This is a genomic window from Nostoc sp., from assembly GCF_036919815.1.
In the GTDB taxonomy this organism is placed as follows: domain Bacteria; phylum Cyanobacteriota; class Cyanobacteriia; order Cyanobacteriales; family Nostocaceae; genus Nostoc.
On the sequence record NZ_JBALCE010000109.1, the window covers coordinates 27,253 to 53,069 of the forward strand.

A 25,817-nucleotide genomic window follows, 5' to 3' on the forward strand; every position below is an offset into this window, starting at 1 on the left:
TTTCAATATATACTCTGACAAAAGGAAAATAAAGCGTTGAACTTTAACATAACACAAAAAGTTATGCATGATACATTAAGGCTTGATGAAGTAGTAGAATTTGCTGAGAACCCAGAACCACGTTGTCCTTGTGTGCTGTTGCTAGACACATCTGGATCGATGCAGGGAGATCCAATTGAGGCTTTAAATCAGGGTTTACTAAGTCTAAAGGATGAATTAGTCAAAAATTCCTTAGCTGCCAGACGCGTGGAAGTGGCGATCGTCACTTTTGATAGTAATATCAATGTAATACAAGATTTTGTGACTGCCGATCAATTCAATCCGCCGATTTTGACAGCACAGGGCTTGACTACGATGGGTGCAGGAATTCATAAAGCTTTAGACATAATTCAAGAGCGGAAATCTCAGTATCGTGCCAATGGAATTGCTTACTATCGTCCTTGGGTATTCATGATTACCGATGGAGAACCGCAAGGTGAGTTAGAGCATGTGGTAGAGCAAGCATCGCAGCGCTTACAGGGAGATGAAGCAAATAAACGTGTAGCATTTTTTACAGTTGGTGTAGAAAATGCGAATATGACGCGTTTAAATCAAATAACTGTGCGTACCCCCTTAAAACTCAAAGGATTAAATTTTATCGAGATGTTTGTCTGGTTGTCAACTAGTATGGCGGCTGTTTCCCATTCGCAGGTGGACGAACAGGTAGCACTACCGCCGATTGGTTGGGGGACTGTCTAATTAAAAATCGCAGCTTGATGTTTACACAGCTAGCTGCTGGCAAAAAATCTATGAACATATCAAAACAGATTACTCAATGGCGGATTGTGGCTGCCTCTGTATGTGGTACAAGTCACTTAAAAAACAAGCAGTTATGTCAGGATGCTCATCATTGGCAGATATTGTCAGATAATATTCTAGTGGCGGCCGCAGCAGATGGGGCGGGTTCTGCTAGTCTGGGAAAAGTGGGAGCGATGGTTGCTGTGGAGACAGCAATAGAAAACATTTCAACCATTGGAGTGACCCGAAAAATTTTAACTGATGATGCGTTGGTGCGATCGCTCTTAAATGATGCCATACTAGCTGCTAAAAAAGCTGTGGAGGCTGAGGCGGCTACTAGTGACAAACAGCCTCAAGATTTAGCAACCACCTTAATTATGATGATTGCCACACCAGAAGTTGTTGCTGTGGCACAGATAGGTGATGGTTTGGCAGTGGCAAAAGATAGCATGGGCAATCTCCTCGCACTGACTATACCTGATAGCGGCGAATACATTAACGAAACCACTTTTTTAACTTCGCCTAACGCTTTAGATGCAGTGCAGATGAGATTATGGCGCACAGACATCGTAAATGTTGCTATCACAACCGACGGACTACAAATGCTGGCTTTGAATATGGTTGTTGGCGAACCTCACAAACCGTTCTTTTTTCCCCTGTTTGAATTTGTAGCCAATACCAAGGATAAGGCAGAAGCCAAGGAGCAGTTAGTAAAATTTTTACGCTCAGAGCGGATTACACAACGCACTGATGATGATTTGACACTCATTATAGCTGCATTCAACGAGTCATAAGCAATACATCTACAGGTTTCACATCTTACAATAACTTCCGTTAACGGTAATTTCATTATGCAGGTACTACGTTGTTCTCCTAGAAAAGAAATCCTCAGCCTCAATGTCAGTTTGGGGCGTGGCGGTGAAGCTTGTGTTTATGCAGTGCCATCCGATAGCAACTTGGTGGCGAAGATTTATCATAAGCCAACGACTGCCCATGCTGATAAACTCCAGGCGATGCTTGCGAATCCGCCAGAAAACCCGACGGCTAGTTTGGGGCATATCTCTATCGCTTGGCCAGAGGATTTATTACGGGCAGCAGATGGCAAAAATAGCATCCTTGGCTTTTTGATGCCACATATTCAGGGGATGCGTCCAATCATCGACTTTTACAACCCCAGAACCCGTCGCCAACACTGCCCCCTATTCAACTATCAGTACCTGCTCCGCACAGCTCGGAACCTGGCGGCGGCTTTTGCAGCTTTGCACGCTAGTGGATATTGCATTGGTGATGTGAACGAGTCAAATATCCTCGTCAGTGACACCGCACTGGTGACTTTGATAGATACAGACTCTTTCCAAGTACCGGACCGAAATAATAATGTTGTCTATCGTTGCCCAGTAGGTAAACCAGAGTTTACCCCACCAGAACTCCAGAATAAAACTTTTGCCCAACACGATCGCGAAATCTCTCACGATTTATTCGGGTTATCGGTGCTGGTATTTCAACTCTTAATGGAAGGCACCCACCCATTTTCGGGGATTTTTCAAGGCGCTATTGAGCCACCACCCTACGAAGCCCGGATTGCATCGGGTCATTTCACTTACAGCGAAAAGCGGCACGTACCCTACCTACCTACACCGATTGCACCTCCTTGGGAAATTCTCCATCCCGCCTTACAGGAACTATTTCTCCGTTGTTTTGAAGTGGGTCACAATAACCCACTGCTGCGCCCCAGTGCCCAGGCTTGGCTCTCAGCAATAGCTGAAGCCGAAGATTCCCTGATTACCTGCACGACAAATCCCCAGCATCGCTACAACAACCACATGCGTGCCTGTCCGTGGTGTGAACGTACCGTGCGATTAGGCGGACGCGACCCCTTTCCATCACATCGGGCTATAGAAGCTAGAGAACATCTACAACCGCGAATCAAAGCGAAAAAGCACTACACGCAGACACCGCGTTTTCCACAGCGAGCCATGTCATCGCACCTACCTAATTATTGGCAACCAGCAATTACCCCAAGCGGTTCATATTATAAAGCTTCCAAGAAGTCAAAATTGTACCCGATTATTTTTTGCTTGCTGGGTTTTGGTTTATTGGGATATGCGGATGTAATGATTAAATTTACTCAGCCGTTTATTTCCCAAAATGCTTACACCCAACAAGCATTGAATTCTCGCCAGACAAATAACAAACTCAGCGTCGCTGATTACAATCAGCAGGGTGATGCTGCTTACAAAGAGCGAGACTATGAAAAAGCAATTGCCAACTTTACCCAAGTAATTGAACAAGAACCTACATTTGCGATCGCTATTGTAAATCGTGGTAATGCCCGTTATAACCTGAAAGACTACGAAGGAGCAGTTGCAGATTATAGCCAAGCTCTCCAAATCAACCCCAATCAAATCAAAGCTCTTGTAAATCGGGGCAATGCCCGCTATATGCTCGCCGAATATAGCAACGATCCTGATCAACAATATAACCTAGCGATCGCTGACTATAATCGGGCTATCGGTCTGGATAGTAAGGAAATTGAAGCTTATGTCAGACGGGGGATTGTCCGCACCCAAATGGCTAAATATAGCGGTGAATCTCAACAAGGTTACAAAAGAGCGATCGCAGATTTTACTCAGGCAATAAAACTTAATGTATCGAAAGCCGAAGCTTACTTTCAGAGGGGTGTTGTCTATTATCAAATTGCTCAATATAGCAGCAATTATGAGCAAGAATATCAGCTAGCGATCGCTGACTTTAACCAAGCATTAACTATTAGCCCCAAACTAGCTAAAGCATATCTCAAAAGAGGTATGGTTCGCTATGAACTGGCACAATATGGCGGTAGTCAATCTAACAAAAACCAGACGAAAGCTATCCAAGATATACAGGCATCTGCCAAAATCTTTCTTGACCAAGATGATATGGATAATTATCAGCAAGCACTCAGTAATATGTGCGTAGTCGTAGAAAACAAATGTGACCCTTTATTCCAAGGCTCAACTAGCATCCAAAAAACTAACTAAAAACAAGTAAGTTTTGTTACTGACATATTATTAGTTTTGATTTCAGAAATCAAGCCTGACTAGGGTTAGCTGACGCTAATCCTAGTTATTTTATGGGTGGCATTTTTATTTAATTGAGTAATTGATTTCCGTATTTCTAGATATTCATAGAGCTTTTATATAGAAAAGATTTTAATTTATATTTCCTTCATAATTTTGGGGAAAATTACAGTTAGATTGTTGACTGAGAAAGAGAAATCAGAAATAAATTTTTCTCTATCTAAGTGCATCCTCTTCATGTCGATAAAGTCAAATAATAATATCCCTACAAATCTCCGAGGTAATTGCATGAAAGCGGTGATTTTGGCTGGAGGGCTTGGTACACGCCTCAGTGAAGAAACCAGTATCAGACCCAAGCCGATGGTTGAGATTGGTGGTAAGCCAATTCTCTGGCACATAATGAAAACTTACTCTGCCCACGGCATTAATGACTTCATCATTTGTTGTGGTTACAAAGGTTACATAATTAAAGAGTATTTTGCTAACTATTTCTTACACATGTCAGATGTTACATTTGATATGCGATTTAATCAGATGAACGTGCATTCTGGTTATGCTGAACCCTGGCGTGTCACCTTAGTAAATACGGGTGATAATACAATGACAGGCGGACGCTTAAAGCGAATCAGCGAACATCTTGGTAATGAAACTTTTTGCTTTACCTATGGTGATGGTGTAAGTGATATTAATATCACCGAGCTAGTTAAGTTTCATAAACAACAAAATAGTTTAGGAACACTCACAGCCGTTCAACCAGCCGGACGTTTTGGAGCCATTTCCTTAGGAAATGAGCAAACTAAAATCACCAGCTTTCGAGAAAAACCTGAAGGTGATGGAGCTTGGATTAATGGCGGTTATTTTGTGTTAGAACCAGAAGTAATCAATTTGATTGCTGATGACTCTACTGTGTGGGAACAAGAGCCATTAGAAAAGCTAGCTGATATGGAACAGCTATCTGCTTTTAAACATCATGGTTTTTGGCAACCGATGGATACTTTACGCGATAAAAACTATCTCGAAGGGCTATGGAAAAATAGTCAGGCTCCTTGGAAGGTTTGGTAGAAAGAGAGTTAGGAGTTAGGAGTTTGGAGTTAGGAGTCAATACAGTTAAGTTAAGGATTTCTTTCTTCTCTTCCTTTGCGTTCTTTGCGTCCTTGGCGGTTCGTTAAAAAAATTGACTTTGACAAAGAGTTAAGCCTTAATTGAACCGTATTGAGTTAGGAGTTAGGAGTTAGGAGTTATGAATTTTAACTCCCCACTCCCCAGTTCAAAGATTTACTGTAATTTCAACTAGAATAATACTAATGTATGATTTTGCGATTATCGGTGGGGGAATAGTTGGGCTTTCTACAGCGTTGGCTTTAGGAAAACGCTATCCCAATGCGCGTATTTTAGTAGTAGAAAAAGAGAGCCAATGGGCATTTCATCAAACCGGCAATAATAGCGGCGTGATTCATTCTGGTATTTACTACAAGCCAGGGAGTTTCAAAGCTAAATTTTGTCGTGATGGTTCTCGCTCTATGGTAGAGTTTTGTCAAGAGCATGGAATTGAGCATGAAGTTTGTGGTAAAGTAATTGTTGCAACTGAAGAACAAGAACTACCACGCTTAGAAAATCTCTACAAACGCGGCTTAGACAATGGCATAGAAGTCCAGAGAATCAGCCCGGAAGAAGTCAAGGAAATTGAACCTCACGTAAAATGTGTAGGTGGGCTTCGGGTATTCTCAACTGGTATTGTTAATTACAAGCAAGTTTGTTTGAAATACGCCCAGCTAATTGAACAGCAGGGTGGGGATTTACACCTGAATACAAAAGTTTTGAAAATCTCCCCAAGTGGTGAAAATCAGGTATTGGAAACAAACAACGGTAACTTTGCAACACGCTTTGTAATTAATTGTACTGGATTGCATAGCGATCGCACCGCCAAACTAGGTCAAGTTGAACCCCAAGCAAAAATTGTCCCATTCCGGGGAGAATATTACGAACTCACAAGAGAAAAACGCTATCTGGTCAAGACACTAATTTACCCAGTTCCCAATCCAGATTTCCCCTTCCTGGGTGTCCACTTTACCCGGATGATTGATGGTAGCGTCCATGCAGGGCCAAACGCGGTTCTGTCGTTCAAACGCGAAGGCTACAAAAAAACCGACTTTGACTTGCGGGATTTTCTGGAAGTCATCACCTATCCTGGTTTTTGGAAGTTAGCAGCAAAACACGCTGATGAAGGCATCCAAGAAATTATTCGTTCCTTTAGTAAAGCAGCCTTTACCAGAAGTTTGCAAAAACTAATTCCCGAAGTTCAAGCAGAAGACTTAGTTCCCACCCATGCAGGAGTCCGCGCTCAAGCTTTAATGAACGATGGCAAGCTTGTAGATGACTTTTTGATTGTTTCCGGTCAAAACTCCATCCATGTTTGCAATGCTCCTTCTCCTGCTGCCACATCCTCTCTAGAAATTGGCAAAGCACTAGTCACTCAAATTCCCCAACTCTCGCATCTAGATAATGTAGTAACTGCATAGATAGATAGTTGTTATTTCCGGAACTGCTGAATTAAGGGATGAATCTTGTGGGGTGACTTGTTCGCCTGGAAATATAAGGGACGGGCAAGATGTCCATCCCACAAGAAAAAAGTGTAGTGCATCAATTCAGAACCGTTATAGAGTGCTGCTACCCAATGGGTAAGGCTGCAAAAGGTTTTAGTAACTACGTAATGACTGTTAGCAGATTCAGATAGCGGTTCCCTTTTGGATGCATCGCACAGTTAGCTGTGCGACCCTACCAAACGAAGAATTTAACTCATCAATACAAACGCATTAACCACAATGAAAATATTAGTAACTGGCACAGAAGGCTATCTAGGTTCGTTATTACCTTCTCTATTAATTGAACGGGGACATGAAGTTATTGGTCTAGATACTGGTTTCTATAAAGTTGGTTGGCTGTACAACCCTAGTGGTGTAACACCCAAAACCCTCAACAAAGATATCCGCAACATCACCCCTGATGATTTGGAAGGTATTGAAGCAATAGTTCACATGGCGGAACTCTCCAATGACCCAGCCGGACAATTGGCACCAAATATTACCTACGAAATTAATCATGTAGGTTCAGTTCGTCTGGCTAGTCTGGCTAAGGCTATGGGTGTGCGTCGCTTTGTATATATGTCTTCGTGCAGTGTCTACGGTGTTGCTACCGCAGGTGATGTTACAGAAGAATCCCCAATTAATCCCCAAACAGCCTACGCAGAATGCAAAACTCTCGTAGAAAGAGATGTCAGACCACTCGCTGACGATGACTTCTCTCCCACCTTTATGCGGAATGCCACAGCCTTTGGTGCTTCTCCCAGGATGCGCTTTGATATTGTTTTAAACAACTTAGCAGGGTTGGCATGGACTAGCAAACAAATCAAAATGACCAGTGATGGTACACCTTGGCGTCCATTAGTCCACGCATTGGATATTTGCAAAGCAATAGTTTGCGCCTTAGAAGCACCACGGGACATTGTACATAACCAAATCTTCAACGTAGGAGATACAGCAAACAACTATCGCGTCAAAGAAATCGCTGAAATTATTGCTGATATTTTCCCAGATTGTAAATTGTCCTTTGGTGACAACGCCGGAGATAACCGCAGCTATCGGGTATCCTTCGCAAAAATCAACACAATCTTACCCGGATTTAAATGTGATTGGGATGCCCAACTTGGTGCCCAACAGTTATTTGATTTATTCAGTCAAATAGATATGGCTGAAGATACTTTCTTATTTAGAGGATTTACCCGCTTAAAGCAGCTAGAGTATCTGATTCGTACCGAGCAAATTGACAAAGATTTCTTCTGGAATAAAAAGTAGATAGAGTTAGCTGTTAGTGTGTAAATAAATCATTTTTTACACACTAATAACATCAAGAGTTCCGAAATTAATAATATTTATTCGGAATTATTTCATCCATCAAATTATTTATAATCAGTGAGTTGAAAATTATGGCGATCGCAAAATGTCGTTTCAGTGGTCAACCTCTGCGCCAAACCTTTATTGAGCTAGGAATGTCACCTTTAGCCAATGCTTATCTGACAGCAGAACAGCTAAATAATGCCGAAAAATTTTATCCTCTTCATGCTTATGTCTCTGAAGAGACTCTCTTAGTTCAATTAGAACAGTTTGAAACTCCAGATCACATTTTCAGCGACTATGCTTATTTTTCTTCTTACTCGCTAAGTTGGCTAAAACATGCTAAAGCTTACACTGATATGATGGTAGAAAGGTTTGGCTTTAATCATCATAATCAAATTATCGAAATTGCCAGCAACGACGGCTACTTACTACAATATTTTTTAGAAAAGGGAATCCCAGTTTTAGGAATAGAACCAGCAGCAAATATCGCCAAAGTTGCTCAAGGCAGAGGCATTCCTAGTATCAACAAGTTTTTTGGAGTTGAAACTGCTAAAGAACTAGTGATACAAGGAAAATTAGCCGACCTTTTGATAGGCAATAATGTTTTAGCTCATGTACCAGATTTAAACGATTTCATCGCTGGGATGAAACTCATCCTCAAACCCAATGGCATTTTGACGATGGAGTTTCCTCACATTTTACAACTCATTCAAGAAAATCAGTTTGATACGATTTATCATGAGCATTTTTCTTACTTCTCATTCCTGACTATCGAAAAAATTTTTGCAGCGCACAACTTACAACTTTTTGATGTAGAAGAATTATCAACTCATGGCGGTTCCCTAAGAATTTATGCCAAACATGATTACGCTGATAATCCTAGCATTAGCGACCGAGTTAGCCATCTAAAAGGAAAAGAAATCGCTGCTGGACTGCATCAGATAGGGACTTACATTACATTTGCCGAGAAAGTCAAAGAAACAAAGCACAAGCTATTAAATTTTCTTTTGACGGCTAAAGCACAAGGTAAATCAATCGCTGGTTATGGCGCACCAGCCAAAGGCAACACATTGCTCAATTACTGTGGGATTGGGAAAGATTTTATTGATTACACAGTAGATTGCAGTCCCTACAAGCAAGGCTTATTTTTACCTGGAACCCATATTCCTATCTTTGAACCAGACAAAATCCGCGAAACAAAACCAGATTATGTCCTAATTTTACCTTGGAATATCAAGGAGGAAATTATGGAACAAATGGCATTTATTGGCGAATGGGGTGGACAGTTTGTAGTGCCAATTCCTGAAGTAAAAATTTATCCATCTCCTATTGCGGATAGGCTTTTAATAGCATCGTAATGACTAATTATAAGCCAAAAAATGCTTTTTGTTACTAATTGTTAATTGTTTTGACAATAGACAATATTTAAATAGTAATTAAAAGGCGAATTTCTTATAAAGTTTGTGCCGCCAAAGCCCAAAAAATTAGACTGAAAAACAGCTTGCTAATTAGTAAGCTGTTGTTAGTCCTGATTCTTATTAACTACAGAGTTGAGCTTAATATGAATAAATTGCTGACCATCGCCATTCCAACATTCAATCGTGCCCAGCTTTTAGATAAACAACTGACTTGGCTAGCTAAATCTATTAAAGGTTTTGAGTCTGACTGTGAAATCTTTATTTCTGATAATTGCTCTACAGATAATACCCAAGAAGTAATTAAAAAGTGGCAGATAATTCTTAGTAATATCAGATTTACGTCAAACAGAAATAGCCAAAATATCGGCGTAATGGCTAATATCGCTTGTTGTTTGAAAGCCCCAACCAGTAAATATGTTTGGACAATTGGTGATGATGATCCAATTCAGGAGAGAACTATAGATTATGTGTTAACAACACTAAAAAAACATTCAGATTTAGCGCTAATGTTTTTAAACTTCTCCGGTCGCCAAAAACGAACAGGTCAACTTGTTGTAGAACGCTGGTTAAATAGTGATAACGATGAGCTAAGAATTGATGGTAAAGCTGTATTCCAAGGTTATCTGAACGAAAATTTTGGTGGTGTACTTTTTATATCAGCAGCAATTTATCGCACAAATATAGTACAACAAGCTTTACAAAAGTGGCCATCTGCTACTAGTAATTGGGCATCTCAAGCATATTGGACTGCCTTTTGCGCTGCTCATGGAAGTGTCATTATCACTAAAGACACTTATTTAGAATGTACTATGGGTGCTAGTCTTTTAGACCTTGACCCAACATGGAATTTTAGAATGCGATATGCGTACATACCTGAAGTTTATATAAAACTACTAAAGGTAGGATATCCTCAGAAATTTTGTCAGGAAATGATTTGGCAGAATTTCCAACAAAAAACTGACTTAAAAATCTTATTAGGAGCTTTAAAACGTTGGCCTCTCTTGACAATCAAGATATTTATTCCTTACCTACGTTTGTTAAGCATATCAGCTTGGGCAATCCTTTTTCCACCCAAACAGCTAGAGACTAGCCTGTAATTTAGTATGTCAATTGCCAAATTACTGTTAACACTAGTTCTTGGCGATAACCACTCATATACAGATTTTATTAACTCCTATTTATTGCCATGTCTAAATTACTGACCATTGCTATACCGACTTATAATCGTGCTGAGTTACTTGATAAACAGTTAGCATGGCTGGCTCAAGCTATCAAAGGTTTTGAAGATGACTGTGAAATTTTAGTTTCTGATAATTGTTCAACAGATAAGACTCAGGAGGTGATCCAAAAATGGCAAATAATACTTAGCAGCATCACATTTAAATCAAATAAAAATTTAAAGAATTTAGGCGTAGTTAAAAATATTATGTATTGCCTAAAATCTACTACAACAAAATATGTTTGGACAATTGGTGATGATGACCCAATTCAAGATAGAGCCATTGCTTATGTGATTAGCAAACTCAAGCAACATGAAAATTTATCATTATTGTTCCTCAACTTTTCCGGTCGTAACCAAATTACTGGCGAACCAGTTCATCCACCAACAATTGTTGGTAATCGCTGGTTTGATGTTGATACCGAAGATGGTGATGGTGATGGTAAAACTATATTTGAGCATTGTTTCTCAAAAAGTGTCGGTGCAGTTATTTTTCTGACTGCTACAATCTACCGCACTGACCTAGTAAAACGCGCTCTCCAAAATTGGCAAGATGCTGAGAATAACTGGATATCTTTAGCATATTTAGCCGGATATTGTGCTGCTAATGGCAGTGTAATTGTTACTAAAGAAACTTATTTGGAATGTGTTGTTGGTGTGAGTTATTGGCAGAAAGAACCAAAATCTGCACTATTAATGCAATACAAACACATACCCGAAGTGATTTTGAAATTGGAAGAGAATGGATATTCTAAGCAGTTTTGCAGGCGGATGCTTTTGCAGAACGGTAAACAAGTCAACTTGAAAGTTTTCTTAGGTGCTTTAAGAAGATGGCCTATGTCCGCCATCAAAACAGTAGTTCCATTTTTAGCTTTAGTTAGTTTGTGTGCTTTTGACGTGATGGTTTCTAAAGAGTTAGGGTTAGCAGAATCAATTGAAATATCTACTCAGGAAGTGCGGACTTATAAGCCATAAGCTACTAAATTGCTGACAAATATACATCAAATCTACAAGGTATTTACACCATGTTTACCGCGATTAAACGCAAAATATCTACACTGTCTTCTGACTTTAAATATTACGTAGCCCGTTGGCAGCATAGCAGAAATCTGCCAGCATTGGAAGGACGCGATCGCAACATCCTTAATGCACTCAAAAAAGACGGCGTTTGCGTCACAACACTGGCAGATTTAGGGTTAAACTCTAGCTCGGAACTGCTCAAAGCTGCTTACTATCAATTGTCTCAGATGCAAAATTCCAACAACGACCATCTAGATGAAAAGTTACCCCAAATTTCTACAGTTACAGGTCTACCAGAATTTTATGCTTGGGGGATAGAGAAAAGACTTCTCAACATCATCGAAAATTATATTGGTCTTCCTGTTGCTTTTCATGGTGTACATTTACGCAAAGATTTCAAAAGCAAACATCAGTTTGGGACATTGCTATGGCATAGCGATGCAGAAGACCGTCGCATTATCAAAATCTTTATTTACTTGAATGATGTAGAACAAAAAACTGGGCCTTTTGAATATATTCCGCGCTCTTTAACTTCCTTATTTAGTTGGAATTATTTTCAACTTTATTACAAACTTTGGAAGTCAGGCTATATGGGTATTGATGATGAAGAAGTTAAACCAGTCATCCCCAAATCAGCTTGGAAATCCTGCCCAGGGCCAGCAGGTACAGTTGTTCTTGTAGATACAAAAAATGCTTTGCATCACGGCAGAGTCCGCACAGAAGAACGGTCAGCGCTATTCTTTTGTTACACCGCCAATCCTCCCGAAAAACCAGACCTCTGCACCCAATATTGGGATGATACTTATCCCAGAGCAGAGTTACGTTCTGCATCAGATGTAGTTAAAGTTTCGACTTAGTACCCTTTCGTAGGGTGCGTTACCTTCCTAACGCACCCTACAAAGTTGTAGGTGATTAAATCCACGTTCATTACTGTTATTTTCTGGTGCAAACACTAAGCAGTTAACAAGTATTTTCTGTAATCAACATTCATCTCAAAGGAATATATGATTTTCACCGAAACCGCACTCAAAGACGCATTCATTATTGACTTAGAAGAAAAGCTAGACCACCGTGGTTTTTTTGCTCGGTCTTTCTGCGCTCAAGAATTTCAAGCACATGGCTTAAAGCCAATAGTTGCTCAATGTAACCTGTCTTTTAACTACAAAAAAGGCACTATCCGGGGAATGCACTATCAAATTCTGCCAGCAGGAGAAACGAAATTAATTCGCTGTACTAAAGGTGCAATTTATGACGTAATTATTGATATGCGTCCTGAATCTCCCAGCTTTTTATCACACATCGGTGTAGAACTGACTCCAGAAAACCACCGCGCCTTGTATGTTCCAGAAATGTTTGCTCATGGCTACCAAGCACTCACAGATGAGACTGAAGTCGTATATCAAGTAGGTGAATTTTACACGCCGGGGTATGAAAGAGGTTTACGCTATGACGACTCATTCTTTAATATTGATTGGCCTCTAGATGTGACTGAAATATCTGAGAAAGATTTAAATTGGCCTTTGTTGAGAATGATGACTGTTGGCGGTACAGCTTCTAGATAACTATAGGCTCTTTCTCTGCGCGACGCCAGTTGCTACAACGCTCTTAACCCGCGCAACACACTCGCTCCTCTATACGAGGGTAAAATAATTAATTTAGGTAGAAATAAATGCTAAATAGTATTCTATCTCGTGTCGGTAATACTATCTCTTTTGTCTCCAAAAAAGTCCAAGCTCGCATCAATTATGCTAAGAGCTTACAGGTTGTTTCCCTAAAGCCTAAACAGCCTTCCAAAGGTAATGTACTTCTTTCTTATCGGATTGAACCATTTCTTATAAAACCAGGTCAGCCTATCCCTAATGACCAGAGTTGGAACTGGGAATGTCTACTAATCGCCCAAACTTTTTTAGACATGGGCTATAACGTTGATGTCATCCAGTTCCACAATGATAAATTCGTTCCTCAAAAAGACTACGCATTTTTCATTGATATCCGTCATCGTCTAGAAGCGCTTGCACCAAAGCTGAATAAAGATTGCATCAAGATTTTCCACGTTGACATTGCTAACATGATATTTCGCAATGCAGCTGAATGCAATAGACTTCTAGAACTCCAACAGCGCAAAGGAATTAGCCTACGTCCACAGCGATTTGAAACGCCCAATTTGGGAATTGAATATGCCGATTACGCTACTGTATTGGGCAACAATTTCACAGTTGACACATTCAAGTATGCGAACAAACCAATGTATCGTATTCCCATTTCTTCGTCACTCGTTTATCCCTCTCCCGACGAGAAAGACTTTGAAGCGGTAAGAAATAATTTTCTTTGGTTTGGTGGTAGTGCTTTAGTTCTCAAAGGGTTAGACTTAGTTTTAGATGCCTTTGCTCAAATGCCGGAATACCATTTAACAGTTTGTGGCCCGGTAAGTAATGACAAAGAGTTTGAACAAGCTTTCTATAAAGAACTGTATGAAACACCAAACATCCACACCTATGGTTGGATTGATGTTAGCAGCCCTGACTTTTTAAAGGTTACAAATAATTGTTTAGGACTTGTTTATCCTTCGGTTTCTGAGGGACAGGCAGGTGCAGTAATAACTAGCTTGCAAGCCGGATTAATTCCGATTTTAAGCTACGAATCTGGTGTGGATGTTCATGATTTTGGTGTGATTTTTGATAATCTTTCCCTTGAAGAAATTAAGGCGAAAGTTAGAAGTATTTCCAATTTGCCTGTTGAAAACCTAAAGCTAATGTCTCGTCAGGCTTGGGAATATGCAAGAGCAAATCATACCAAAGAAAAATTTGCCCAAGCTTATAGAAATGCTGTGGAGCAAATTATCGAAAATCATAGTCAGAAAAAACAGACTGGTTCGATAGGATCTAGCAAACAGCTAGTTAGTAGCGATCGCTAATCCCAATTTCCCATGAAAATGTACTTAATATTTAGCTGTAACAAATTATTAAGTACAAAATTATCGAGAATTTGTAACACAACAAACAGTTCCAAAAAGGAGTTTAGTTCATGATTATTATCGATCGCGCCTTACAAGCCCGTGCAGCAGCAGGAAATCCTATCAAAGTGGGAATGATTGGTGCTGGTTTTATGGGTCGAGGAATTGCCAACCAAATTGTCAATTCAGTGCCAGGAATGGAGTTAGTTGCTATCTCCAATCGCCAGATTGATGCAGCTAAACAAGCTTATTCGGAAGCCGGAATTGAGGAGATTCAAGTTGTTGCAACTGTCAGCGAATTAGAAGATGCGATCGCTAACGGTAAATATGCAGTCACAGAAGACGCTAAGTTACTGTGTCGGGCTGAGGGTATTGACGCACTAATCGAAGTCACAGGTGCAGTGGAATTTGGCGCTGTGATCGTCATGGAAGCGATCGCCCATTGCAAACATGTGATCATGATGAATGCTGAACTCGACGGCACCATTGGCCCCATCCTGAAAGTCTATGCTGACAAAGCAGGTGTCATTCTCAGCGCCTGTGATGGCGATCAGCCAGGGGTACAAATGAACCTCTACCGCTTTGTGAAAAGCATTGGTTTAACTCCCTTATTGTGCGGTAACATTAAAGGACTCCAAGACCCCTATCGCAATCCCACCACCCAGGAAGGATTTGCTAAACGTTGGGGTCAAAAGCCTCACATGGTGGCTAGCTTCGCCGACGGAACCAAAATTTCCTTTGAGCAAGCGATCGTTGCCAATGCCACAGGGATGAAAGTCGCCAAACGGGGAATGTTGGGATATGACTTCAACGGTTATGTCGATGAAATGACCCAGTTATATGATGTTGAACAACTCAAGGAACTGGGCGGCATTGTCGATTATGTAGTTGGAGCAAAACCTGGCCCAGGCGTATATGTATTTGCCACTCACGACGATCCCAAGCAACGCCACTATCTCAACTTATACAAATTAGGCGAAGGCCCTCTTTACAGCTTCTATACTCCTTATCACCTCTGTCATTTTGAAGTTCCCCTGTCTGTAGCGCGTGCTGTCCTGTTCGGTGATGCCGTTATGTCTCCACTCGCAGGCCCGCTAGTAGATGTTATCACCACTGCCAAAATCGACCTGAAAGCAGGAGAAACCTTAGATGGCATCGGCTACTACATGACCTACGGACAATGTGAGAATTCCGATATCGTCCAACAGCAAAATCTCCTACCAATTGGTTTAGCTGAAGGGTGTCGCCTGAAACGAGATATTTCTAAGGATCAAGTCCTCACATACGAGGATGTAGAATTACCTGAAGGCAGACTTTGTGACCAACTACGAACTGAGCAAAACAGTTATTTCGCCCTAGAAAAAATCTTAGTAGCGGTTGGGTAATATCGGTTTCAAAAACATTTGCAACAAATGAATTGGCTGTAGGGGCATACAGCTGTACGCCCCTAATACGGTTTGGATAAGATCCCCCCGCCTGCGGCGACCCCCTTAAAAAGGGGGTAAAGATCAGATAAAGCCCCCCTTTTTAAGGGGGGTTGGGGGGATCTCCAAGGCATCTAATTTGTAGCAAGAATTTCGTAAAGAGGATAGGAAGCTATACTGCGGGACACTAAAGTTGTTAATAGTAACTTGCTGGGGAGCGTTTAAGCAAACCTGATCGAAACTTTAGGTCAAATTCATGAAAATTGCTCTAGTCCATGATTATTTAACCCAGCGAGGTGGGGCAGAGCGTGTGTTTGAACTGCTTTGTAAACGGTATCCTGAAGCCGATATTTTCACATCTTTGTACGATCCAGAAAAAACTATTGATTTAGGCGATCGCATAGTTAATACAACTTTCTTACAAAAGATTCCGTGTGCGGCAAAATATTTCAGGTCGATGGCTCCTCTATATTTTCCTGCCTTTCGTTCCTTGGATCTGCAAGATTACGATTTAATTATTAGCAGTAGCACCAGCTTCGCCAAAGCAGTGCGAAAAAATCCCAATGCCCACCACATTTGTTTTTGCCATAATGTCACCCGTTTCTTATGGGATACAGCAACTTATTTAAAAGAGTATGGAGACTATAGATATTTTGCTCCTTTAATCGAAGAAGTATTCCAAGTCATGAGAAAGGTAGACCTGAAATATGCACAGGAGCCTGACCTTTACATTGCTAATTCTAGTGTTGTTGCCCGCCGTATTGAAAATATTTATGGCAAAAAGGCAATGATGGTCAACTATCCAATTGATACTAGTAAATTTGTTTTTTCAGATATAAAAGATGAATATTATCTGGCCTCCGCCCGGATGATCAGTTATAAGCGACTTGATATAATAGTCGAAGCTTTTAACTGGTTGGGGTGGCGGTTATTAATATCAGGTGACGGGCCAGAACAAGCACGATTAAAATCCAAAGCATTACAAAATATTGAGTTCTTAGGACATGTAAGTGATAGAAGCCGCAAAGACTTGTTTTCCAAAGCCAAGTCTATTATTGTCGCAGCCCTAGAAGACTACGGATTAGTGCCAGTAGAGGCTAATGCTAGTGGTACACCAGTCATCGCCTATGGAGCAGGTGGAGTATTAGATACTCAAATCCCAGGTCAAACAGGAGTCTTTTTCAAAAGACAAACACCCGAATCTTTACAAATTGCATTACTAGAAGCCAAGGGCATTTCTTGGGATTACGATCGCATCCGTAATCATGCTGTAGCAAACTTTTCAGAAAATGCATTTTTTGGTAAAGTTGAGCAAATTATTAACCAAGCTTGTGGTGTACATCAATTATTCATTTGATTTCTGAATCTCTTTTCACTATAAGATTACCTATTTATTTTCTATTTCCTCGTTGGCGAGTTGTAAAAAAATAGGTATTCTTCGGAGAATCTCTTAGCGTAAGTCTTGAAGACAAGGATAATAAAAGTGGTTCAAAATAGTCTAAATCCTCAGATAAGTCCAGCTTCTGAAAGTGAAGTAGGTTACGGACAATTGTTTGCCGTATTTGTGAGGAGATTTCCTTGGTTCTTAGCAGTATTAATTACTTCTATTGCTCTTGCGGGCTTGGTAACTTTTAAGACTAAGCCTACTTATAAAAGTTCCATGCAACTGCTAGTAGAACCTAACTATCAAGGTAAAACAGAAGGTGCTGGGTTAGACAACCAGTTTACTGACTCTAATGTGGTCATAGATACTGCCACACAGCTTAACTTGATGCAAAGTTCGGGACTTATCCAAAAAGCAGTTGATAAACTTCAGTCTGATTATCCAGATATAAGTTCAACTGAAATTAAAGCTTCTTTGGTCTTAACTCAACTAAGGAGCAAAGAAGATAATGTCGCTACTAAAATATTTCAAGTTGAATACACTGCTGGAGATCCAGAAAAGACACAAAAAGTTCTGGGTGCAATTCGACAAGTTTATGTGGAATATAACAAAGAACAACAGAATTCGCGTTTACAAAAAGGTCTGCAAATTATTAGGGAACAGTTAAGTAAAGCCAGTGAAGAAGTAAACGCATCTGAGACAAATTTACAAAGGTTTCGGAGAAATCAGAACTTAATTGATCCAGAGTCACAGGCGAAAGCAATTGAGACAGCTTTGAACAATATTGCCCAAGAAAGACAGACAACTCGCGCTCAATATGGGGAAGCTTTAGCACGTCAAAAATCTTTAGAAGAACAACTTAATCGTTCTCCCCAAAATGCTCTAGTTGCTTCTCGTCTGAGTCAATCTACTCGCTATCAAGGTTTACTGAACGAAATCCAAAAAAGCGAACTAGCACTAGCACAAGAACGCTTACGCTTTACAGATCAAACTCCGAGTGTGCAAAAGCTCAAAGAACAGCTTCAGAGCCAGAAGGAATTATTGCAACAAGAAGTAGGAAGAACTTTAGGCGAAAAGTCTGCTGGTGGATTCACTTCTGGAGATTCTCTTCTCGAACGAGGGCAGCTTGGTCAAATTGATCTCGGCCTTGCTGGTCAGCTAGTAGAAACGCAGACCACTATCGTTGCTTTAACTGCTCGTGATCAAACTTTAGCTCAGAAAGAAAACGAGCTACGTTTGGAAATTAAACGCTTCCCGCCTCTGTTGGCTTATTACAATCGAATGCTACCGCAGTTGCAATTTAGTCGTGAAAGGTTAGAGCAACTTTTAAGAGCAGAACAGCAATTACGGCAAGAACTTTCCAAGGGTGGATTTAATTGGGAAGTTGTAGAAGAACCCCAAAAAGGCGCACAATTAGGCCCCAATCTCCAGCAGAACTTATTGTTAGGTGCTGTCGTTGGGTTCATGTTAGGAGGTATTGCTGCCTTTATTCGGGAATCGGCTGATGATGCAGTTCACACCACTGCTGAGTTAGAGAAGCAAATGGCCATGCCGTTGTTGGGAACAACTCCCAAATTACCGCCAGCCAAACCTAGAGAATCAATGATTAAGTTGCCTTTTGGTAAACCAGAAGTTCTCGCTCCCTGGACAATTCAGGTATTGCAATCTCCACCGCGTTGGGAATCGCTGGATCTGATTTACAAAAACATTGAACTTTTAAATACTGTTACTAACTTGAAATCTTTGATGATCACCTCGGCTTTAGCCGATGAGGGTAAATCAGCTTTGGCGTTGGGTTTGGCAATGAGTGCTGCCCGTTTACACAAAAAGGTGTTGCTAATTGATGCTAATTTACGTGATCCCAGTCTGCACGTACAACTGAATCTTCCGAATGAACAAGGACTTTCAACTCTATTGGCGAGTGATGCAACTCTACCCAACCAAATTAGTCTTCAATACTCAGGTTCCGCCTACATTGATATTTTGACTGCTGGTCCGAGACCTGCTGATCCAGCTAATCTGTTGAGTTCCCCTCGGATGATGCAATTAATGGCAGCATTTGAGGAAAACTACGATTTGGTACTCATCGATGCTCCCCCAGTTCTCGGCTTAGTGGATGCCATGCTTACCGCATCATCTTGTCGTAGCGTGATCATGGTGGCAAGCATTGGTATTGTAACGCGAAGTCAGTTGACTCAAGCTACAGCCATGTTAAGTAAGTTAAATCTAATTGGGGTTGTAGCTAACGGGGTATCAAACTCTAGCATTAATTACGTACCCAATATCAAACAACAGCAATTAGCGCTGCGACAAGCTGTAGAAAAGTAATTAGTACAGCAATATTATAGATCCCCGATTTCTTAAAGAAGTCGGGGATTTCGCATTTTTCTCGTTCCCAGTCTCCGACTGGAAATGCTGTTCATTGCGGCTCTGCCGCGAGTCAGGGAGGCGGAGCCTCAAAATAGACATTCCCAGTCGGAGACTGGGAACGAGGTCATGATATTGCGATCAGGAAAATTTCAGTATATTTATGCTATCTTTATGGGTTATCAGAGAAATCACTGGCTCTTTAAAGAGTACATAAAGAATTTATTTGAGCGATCGCTATTTCCACATAGTCTTATAATCTAGAGATTAAAGCACCTTCAAAAAGCTAGAAGATAACAGTGGACTGGTTTTGTTAAATCTATCGACACAATGAACACCTCAGCGTAATTAAACGTAGATATAGATTCATGGGTAATTTCCCTCTAGATTTCTCTACTGTCAGTACTTTCCGGAAAATCATGATTTGCCCATGAATATTAATAGTAAAGTTGCTCGTAATTAAGCATAGGGTTTAAGAATCCCAACTCCACAGGTAGCTTTGTTTCAGACTGCGGTTTAGACTACATCTGATATCATGTTCGCTTAAAGACTGATTGTTTAGGCTAACGCGGAGAGTTTTTTAATAAGTGATTATGCGGACATGATATCAAACATAGTTACGTTAGCGAGTCCGCGTACTCCTGCGGAGGACAAGCTAGGCGTAGCCTCTGTCTTTGCTACGCAACGCTACCGCGAACGACACGCTGCGCGTAGCTTGTCCTCCGCCAGGAGTACGCAGAGAACGTCATTACGAATTACTCCAACTTTTTGGACTTACAACAGATTTGGATTTGGGTCTTTGGCATTGATAGCCTTTGATAACTCCTCAGCAATTAACTCCTGTATAATCCCAAAGACATATGACAACTTCAATAATTCCAACTTTAGAGAATTTATATGATGTAACCCAGCAACACCAAGATAATCGTGGGTATTGCACACTGTATTGGCGACGGGGTAAGCTGTTGGTGAAGCCGCTTGGACGAGTTAAACAACCATATCTGCCTTCATTAGATAGTAAGCGATCGCTAGTAGAATGCTTACAACATTCTCCTGTAAGTTTGGTAAGCATAGATCCAAAATTGGGTGAGGCTTTACTCAGCTTTTGGGCAGATGCATGTAAAGAAGCTCAAAAACCAATATTCCTAAGTATACCCGCTAGCAATAAACTACCTAACCATCCCTGGAGACAATTACAGCGACTAATTGATTGGATTGCTGCCTTCATGTTGCTGTTATTAGTAAGTCCAGTCATGTTGGGATTGATTGTATTAATGCAGGTTTACTCGCCAGGGTCACTTTTTTGTCGTGAGTGGCGTGTTGGAGAACGGGGTAAACTCTTTCAGGCGATGATGTTTTGCACAACTACAAAGCACAACATCACACCGCTAGGGCGTTGGATGCGTAAATACGGTTTTGACAATTTGCCCCAGTTATTTAACGTGCTGCGGGGTGACATGAGTTTAACCGGATCTTGTTGTTGGACTTTAGAAGATGCAGTACAGCTAAATAAACTACCAGAAATTACAGCTTCATGGGAAGTAGAAACCCAGCCTCACCTCTTACATCTGGATAGCCAAACACTGTAATTTATCTGTGCGGTAATTGATGATTTGATCTACCGCACTTAAGCTAACAGGACTTACGCAAAAAAGTTCTGAAGTAGCGGTAATACCCTGCGGGTTCGCGTAGCGTTCCGTAGGAAAGCTAAAGCTACATGAATTACCACTACGACAAATCGGCTTTTTGAGACAATTTTGCGTAAGTCCTAGCTAAAACAAAAATTGCTCACGTAGCATCCATAGCGCAATACAGTTTAGTTAAGCATTTATTCCATCTCTTCCTTCTCTTCCTTTGCGTCCTCTGCGTCCTTCTCTAACGAGACGCTGCGCGAAGGCGGTTCGTTAAAAAAATTCACTTTGGCAAAAAGTAAAGCCTTAACTGAACCGTATTGATCTATAGCCGTCTATCTACCCTGCCAAACTATTATTATAAACTCCATGCATTTCAAATTTCCTCAACCACTCAGCAATCTGCTCAAAGCTACCAGCTTTTGGCAAGACAACTATTTGATATTGCGAGAATTTAAACACTTTCGCAAAATTGCAATTTTAGCTCTGATATTCTCAGTTCTGGCGGCAACCTTTGAAGGTGTGAGTATTGGTTTTTTACTTTCATTTTTGCAAAGTTTAACTAGCCCCAGTGCTCAACCTGTCCACACAGGAATAGGCTGGTTTGATATTTGGATTCTGGGTGCTAAAACATCCGCAATTAATCGTCTATACCGCGTATCCTTGCTGATTTTATTCAGTACTTGGTTACGTGCAACCTTTAACTACTTTTCTCAAGTCTATACTGAATTATCTCAACTACATCTTGCCGATCGCTTACGTAAGCAAATTTTTGAACAGTTACAATCTTTATCGCTAAGTTACTTTGCCAAAACTCGTTCTGGTGAACTAATTAACACAATTACTACAGAAATCGAAAGGATCAGACAGGGTTTCAGTGGCGCAGCCTTTTTAGTAACTAGAGGACTCACAACCTTTGTTTACTTAATATCAATGTTTTTGATATCATGGCAACTAACACTGATTTCAGCATTACTATTTACACTTTTAGGTGTGGGGTTGTCAACTCTGAACGCTAGAGTCAGAGAATCAAGTTTTGGGATGACAACTGCTAATGCTAATTTTACATCAACAGCCATAGAATTTATTAATGGCATTCGCACTGTTCATTCCTGTGGTACCCAAGAATTTGAGCGTCAGCGTTACTACAAAGCTAGTGATAAGGTAATAAGTACTACAACAAAAGTTGTGTTTACTTGGACACTTGTTAAACCAATTGCCGAAGGTGTAGCAACTACGGTATTGATCGGAATGATTATTTTGGCGTTTACTAGCCTTGTTACCAATGGAACACTACAAGTTGCTTCTTTGCTAACCTTTTTCTTTGTGCTATTTCGCTTCATACCATTCGTTCAAGATATTAATGGCACGAGAGCATATCTCAGTACTCTACATGGTTCAGCAGACAACATTAAAAATCTGTTGAAAAGTGATGAAAAATATTACTTTAAAAATGGCAAATTTGAGTTTAAAGGTTTAAAAAGGTCAATAGATTTAGTCTCTATAGATTTTGGCTATGATGATGACAATCTAGTGCTGCATAATATTACCCTAACGATTGAAAAGGGAAAAATGACGGCATTAGTCGGAGCATCTGGCGCTGGTAAAACAACTATTGCTGATTTAATTCCTCGATTTTATAATGCTACAGATGGATATCTTTTCATAGATGAAATTGATGTCCAGCAGTTTGAAATTAACTCCCTACGGCGCAAAATAGCTGTCGTCAGTCAGGATACTTTTATCTTCAATACTAATGTTTGGCAGAATATTTCTTACGGTACTCCAGAAGCGACTAATGATGAAATTAAAGAAGCTGCTCAACTAGCGAATGCACTAGAATTTATTTTGGAAATGCCGGAAGGTTTTGATACCCAATTAGGAGATCGGGGTGTGCGGTTATCTGGAGGACAAAGACAGCGAATTGCGATTGCACGAGCTTTACTACGGAACCCAGAAATTTTGATTTTGGATGAAGCAACTAGTGCCTTAGATTCTGTATCTGAGCGGTTAATTCAAGATTCATTAGAAAAGCTATCTGTTGGGAAAACAGTAATTGCGATCGCTCACCGTCTTTCTACCATTTCTAAAGCAGATAAAGTTGTAGTTTTAGAACAGGGACGGATAGTAGAGCAAGGTAAATATCAAGAACTCCTGGAACTCAAAGGTAAGCTTTGGAAATATCATCAAATGCAGTATGAAGTAAGGCCATCAGATTAGAAACCTTATCTAAAACTTCGTTAAAATTAAATCAATTTCCCAAAATATTTGCCACAGATAAATTGGCTGTAGGTGCGTAGAAGTGTACGCCCCTAGCTATTGGGGAAATAGTATCGCTGAACAAGAACACAAAATATGTACCAGAAAATATTTGATAAAGACCTAATTTACCAATGCTCAAATTTTGACGTAGGTGAAGGCGGAGGTGTTGAAACTTATTTAGCTTCTCTGTTTGAACATCGACCACCTGATGTTAGCGATCGCGTGATAAAATCGCTTAAAAATGTTGACCAAAGTCAATTCAAATTGCTGCACATTCACAGCCCAGATTTACTATTACAGGTTACAGGCGAATGTCCGACTATCTTCAGTGTTCATAATCACTCATTCTACTGTCCTAGTGGCACAAAATATTTAGCAGAGCCGCGCACAATCTGCGATCGCAACTTTTCTTACTTAGGATGTATCCGGGGTAAATTAGTAGATAAATGTGGTAGCCGTAGACCCTTAAGAACTTTTAAAGAACTTCAAACTACTCAAAATTTTTTAGATGTATTAAAAAAGATAAAAATTACTTTTATTGCTAATAGTGAATATGTGCGACAAGAGTTGATTAAAAATGGTGTACCCCCTGAGCAAACTGTAACGTTACACTGTGGTATATCTGTACCGCAAACAGCAGATGCACCTCTAAGTTTAGAAGTCCACCAAAATCATAGAATTTTGTTTGCTGGACGGATTGTTTCTGATAAAGGTCTGGAATGGTTACTCAAAACCTTAATACATACAGACCCGCAAATTCAACTTGATATTGCAGGTGAAGGCTGGGAACGACCGCGTTTAGAAAAGTTAGTAAACACCGTCGGATTGAGTAACCGAATCACTTGGCATGGTTGGTGCGATCGCGAGAAATTAAATAAACTTTATCAACAGTCTTTTGCAGTCATCTTTCCCAGTGTTTGGCCTGAACCTGCGGGTCTTGTAACTCTAGAAGCTTATGCTCGTTATCGACCTGTAATTGGTAGTGCAGTCGGAGGTATTCCAGAACATTTACAAGATGGTGAAACGGGTATTCTTGTTGAAAGTAATAATATCAAAAAGCTGGCTGATGCCATTAATGAATTGTATAGAGATCATCAAAAAAGCCGACACATGGGCGAACAAGGTCATGCTTTATTGATGAAGGAATTTACAATGAATGCTCATGTAAAAAGTCTGCGGAGAATTTATACAAAAACAATCGCTGAATTTTCTTCTAGAAGGAAAAGTTTATATACACATAGCATCCCTCAAGCTAAATAAGCTTAGTTTGAGCAAAACATCAAATAGTGCATCTTTTAACTATGAAATATAAAGATAAAAAAATATGTTATTGCATCAAGAATCCCCACAACCTTTAGTTAGCGTTATTATTCCCACATATAATCGACCAGAGTATCTCAAGCAAGCGATCGCTAGTGCTATAAAACAAACTTATCAAAATATTGAGATTATTATTTCTGATAATTGTAGTTCAGACAATCCCCAAGGACTTGTTGCATCTTTTGGTGATTCACGCATCAGATTTTGGCGACATCAGCAAAATGTAGGTATGTTAGCTAATCAGCAGCATGCCTTCAAAATAGCACGAGGTAAATATCTTGCTAGTCTCCATGATGATGATATCTGGAATGAAGACTTTTTAGCAAAGCTTGTACCCCCACTAGAAGCAAATCCTGAGTTAATTATTGCTTTTTGTGACCAATATATCATAGATGCAGATGGCAGAATTAATCATGCTGGAACTGAAGAAAACACACACGGTTACAAGCGAGATAAACTAACACCAGGAATTCATCAACCTTTCTATAAAATTGGGTTAATAGATAAAAGTATACCGACTGCGGCAGCTTGTGTAATTCGCAATATTTTTGTGAATTGGGATAGTATTCCCTCAGAAGTTGGTGGTATGTGGGATTTATATTTAACCTATCTTTGCTGTATATCTGGTTATGGTGCTTACTACTATCCAGAAAGATTGACGCGATATCGTGCCCATGAGCAAACTGATACTATGCTCAGTGGTAGTCGAGATGTGCAAGCGAAAATCCGCAAAGCTAAAAGTGAAATGTTTTGTTATCAAGTCTTTATGGAAGATGCTCGTTTACAGGAATTTAGGACGTATTTTCAACAGAAATGGTTGGAAGCTAATACAACTTTGGGAATTGGTTTACTACGAAGTGAACAAATGGCAGCAGCACGTCCTTATTTTTGGCAGGCATTGAAAAAACAAAAGTTTAATCTGCGAACTATGGCGGCACTTGCTCTTAGTTTTAGTCCCCGATTTTTAGCAACTAAGTTAATGAAAATATCAAAATAATATAACACTATTGTTTGAGTTGTAGAAACTATTTTTTTAACTAACCGCAGAGACGCAGAGGACACAGAGAGAATAAGAATAAGATTATTTTTA

The 25,817-nt window shown here is 40.2% G+C and carries 19 protein-coding genes; all 19 read left to right on the forward strand.

What is annotated here, in order from left to right; all coding sequences use genetic code 11:
* The first annotated feature begins 63 nt into the window (after positions 1-63).
* Positions 64-738: a vWA domain-containing protein gene (locus tag V7K15_RS24705; RefSeq protein WP_292790684.1), complete on the forward strand. Its 675-nt coding sequence runs from the start codon at positions 64-66 to the stop codon at positions 736-738.
* 50 nt (positions 739-788) lie between these two features.
* Complete coding sequence (locus V7K15_RS24710) at positions 789-1,571, forward strand: PP2C family serine/threonine-protein phosphatase (RefSeq protein ID WP_334909781.1); 783 nt, start codon at positions 789-791, stop codon at positions 1,569-1,571.
* A gap of 57 nt (positions 1,572-1,628) precedes the next feature.
* Positions 1,629-3,797 carry a tetratricopeptide repeat protein gene (locus V7K15_RS24715; protein ID WP_334909783.1) on the forward strand — a complete coding sequence of 723 codons (2,169 nt, stop codon included), beginning with the start codon at positions 1,629-1,631 and terminating at the stop codon, positions 3,795-3,797.
* Between the two features lie 327 nt (positions 3,798-4,124).
* The gene (gene rfbF, locus V7K15_RS24720; protein WP_292790662.1) at positions 4,125-4,898 is read left to right on the forward strand and encodes a glucose-1-phosphate cytidylyltransferase; all 774 of its coding nucleotides are present in this window, start codon (positions 4,125-4,127) and stop codon (positions 4,896-4,898) included.
* A 242-nt stretch (positions 4,899-5,140) separates the two neighbouring features.
* Positions 5,141-6,355, forward strand: coding sequence for an L-2-hydroxyglutarate oxidase (gene lhgO / locus V7K15_RS24725; RefSeq protein WP_334909785.1), 1,215 nt, complete (start codon positions 5,141-5,143; stop codon positions 6,353-6,355).
* 303 nt (positions 6,356-6,658) lie between these two features.
* Positions 6,659-7,687, forward strand: coding sequence for an NAD-dependent epimerase/dehydratase family protein (locus tag V7K15_RS24730; protein ID WP_334909786.1), 1,029 nt, complete (start codon positions 6,659-6,661; stop codon positions 7,685-7,687).
* 131 nt (positions 7,688-7,818) lie between these two features.
* Positions 7,819-9,087: a class I SAM-dependent methyltransferase gene (locus tag V7K15_RS24735; protein WP_334909788.1), complete on the forward strand. Its 1,269-nt coding sequence runs from the start codon at positions 7,819-7,821 to the stop codon at positions 9,085-9,087.
* Positions 9,088-9,248: 161 nt separating this feature from the next.
* The gene (locus V7K15_RS24740) at positions 9,249-10,244 is read left to right on the forward strand and encodes a glycosyltransferase family 2 protein (RefSeq protein ID WP_334909790.1); all 996 of its coding nucleotides are present in this window, start codon (positions 9,249-9,251) and stop codon (positions 10,242-10,244) included.
* Between the two features lie 89 nt (positions 10,245-10,333).
* On the forward strand, positions 10,334-11,341 hold the full coding sequence (locus tag V7K15_RS24745; RefSeq protein ID WP_334909792.1) for a glycosyltransferase family 2 protein: 1,008 nt from the start codon (positions 10,334-10,336) through the stop codon (positions 11,339-11,341).
* 50 nt (positions 11,342-11,391) lie between these two features.
* Positions 11,392-12,243, forward strand: a complete 852-nt coding sequence (locus V7K15_RS24750; RefSeq protein WP_334909794.1) for a phytanoyl-CoA dioxygenase — start codon at positions 11,392-11,394, stop codon at positions 12,241-12,243.
* A gap of 147 nt (positions 12,244-12,390) precedes the next feature.
* The gene (gene rfbC, locus V7K15_RS24755; RefSeq protein ID WP_334909796.1) at positions 12,391-12,948 is read left to right on the forward strand and encodes a dTDP-4-dehydrorhamnose 3,5-epimerase; all 558 of its coding nucleotides are present in this window, start codon (positions 12,391-12,393) and stop codon (positions 12,946-12,948) included.
* A gap of 107 nt (positions 12,949-13,055) precedes the next feature.
* Entirely contained in the window at positions 13,056-14,300 is a 1,245-nt protein-coding gene (locus tag V7K15_RS24760) for a glycosyltransferase (protein WP_334909798.1), read from the forward strand.
* Positions 14,301-14,410: 110 nt separating this feature from the next.
* Positions 14,411-15,724: an NAD(P)H-dependent oxidoreductase gene (locus V7K15_RS24765; RefSeq protein ID WP_334909800.1), complete on the forward strand. Its 1,314-nt coding sequence runs from the start codon at positions 14,411-14,413 to the stop codon at positions 15,722-15,724.
* Between the two features lie 295 nt (positions 15,725-16,019).
* Positions 16,020-17,120: a glycosyltransferase gene (locus V7K15_RS24770; RefSeq protein ID WP_334909802.1), complete on the forward strand. Its 1,101-nt coding sequence runs from the start codon at positions 16,020-16,022 to the stop codon at positions 17,118-17,120.
* A 126-nt stretch (positions 17,121-17,246) separates the two neighbouring features.
* Positions 17,247-19,475 carry a GumC family protein gene (locus tag V7K15_RS24775; protein ID WP_334909804.1) on the forward strand — a complete coding sequence of 743 codons (2,229 nt, stop codon included), beginning with the start codon at positions 17,247-17,249 and terminating at the stop codon, positions 19,473-19,475.
* Between the two features lie 899 nt (positions 19,476-20,374).
* Positions 20,375-21,103 (forward strand): heterocyst development glycosyltransferase HepC, encoded by a 729-nt coding sequence (hepC, locus tag V7K15_RS24780; RefSeq protein ID WP_334909806.1) that lies wholly within the window; start codon positions 20,375-20,377, stop codon positions 21,101-21,103.
* A 411-nt stretch (positions 21,104-21,514) separates the two neighbouring features.
* Positions 21,515-23,365 carry a heterocyst formation ABC transporter subunit HepA gene (gene hepA / locus V7K15_RS24785; RefSeq protein ID WP_334909808.1) on the forward strand — a complete coding sequence of 617 codons (1,851 nt, stop codon included), beginning with the start codon at positions 21,515-21,517 and terminating at the stop codon, positions 23,363-23,365.
* Between the two features lie 135 nt (positions 23,366-23,500).
* Positions 23,501-24,667: a glycosyltransferase family 4 protein gene (locus V7K15_RS24790; protein WP_334909810.1), complete on the forward strand. Its 1,167-nt coding sequence runs from the start codon at positions 23,501-23,503 to the stop codon at positions 24,665-24,667.
* Between the two features lie 64 nt (positions 24,668-24,731).
* Complete coding sequence (locus V7K15_RS24795) at positions 24,732-25,724, forward strand: glycosyltransferase family 2 protein (RefSeq protein WP_334909812.1); 993 nt, start codon at positions 24,732-24,734, stop codon at positions 25,722-25,724.
* Positions 25,725-25,817: the final 93 nt, after the last annotated feature.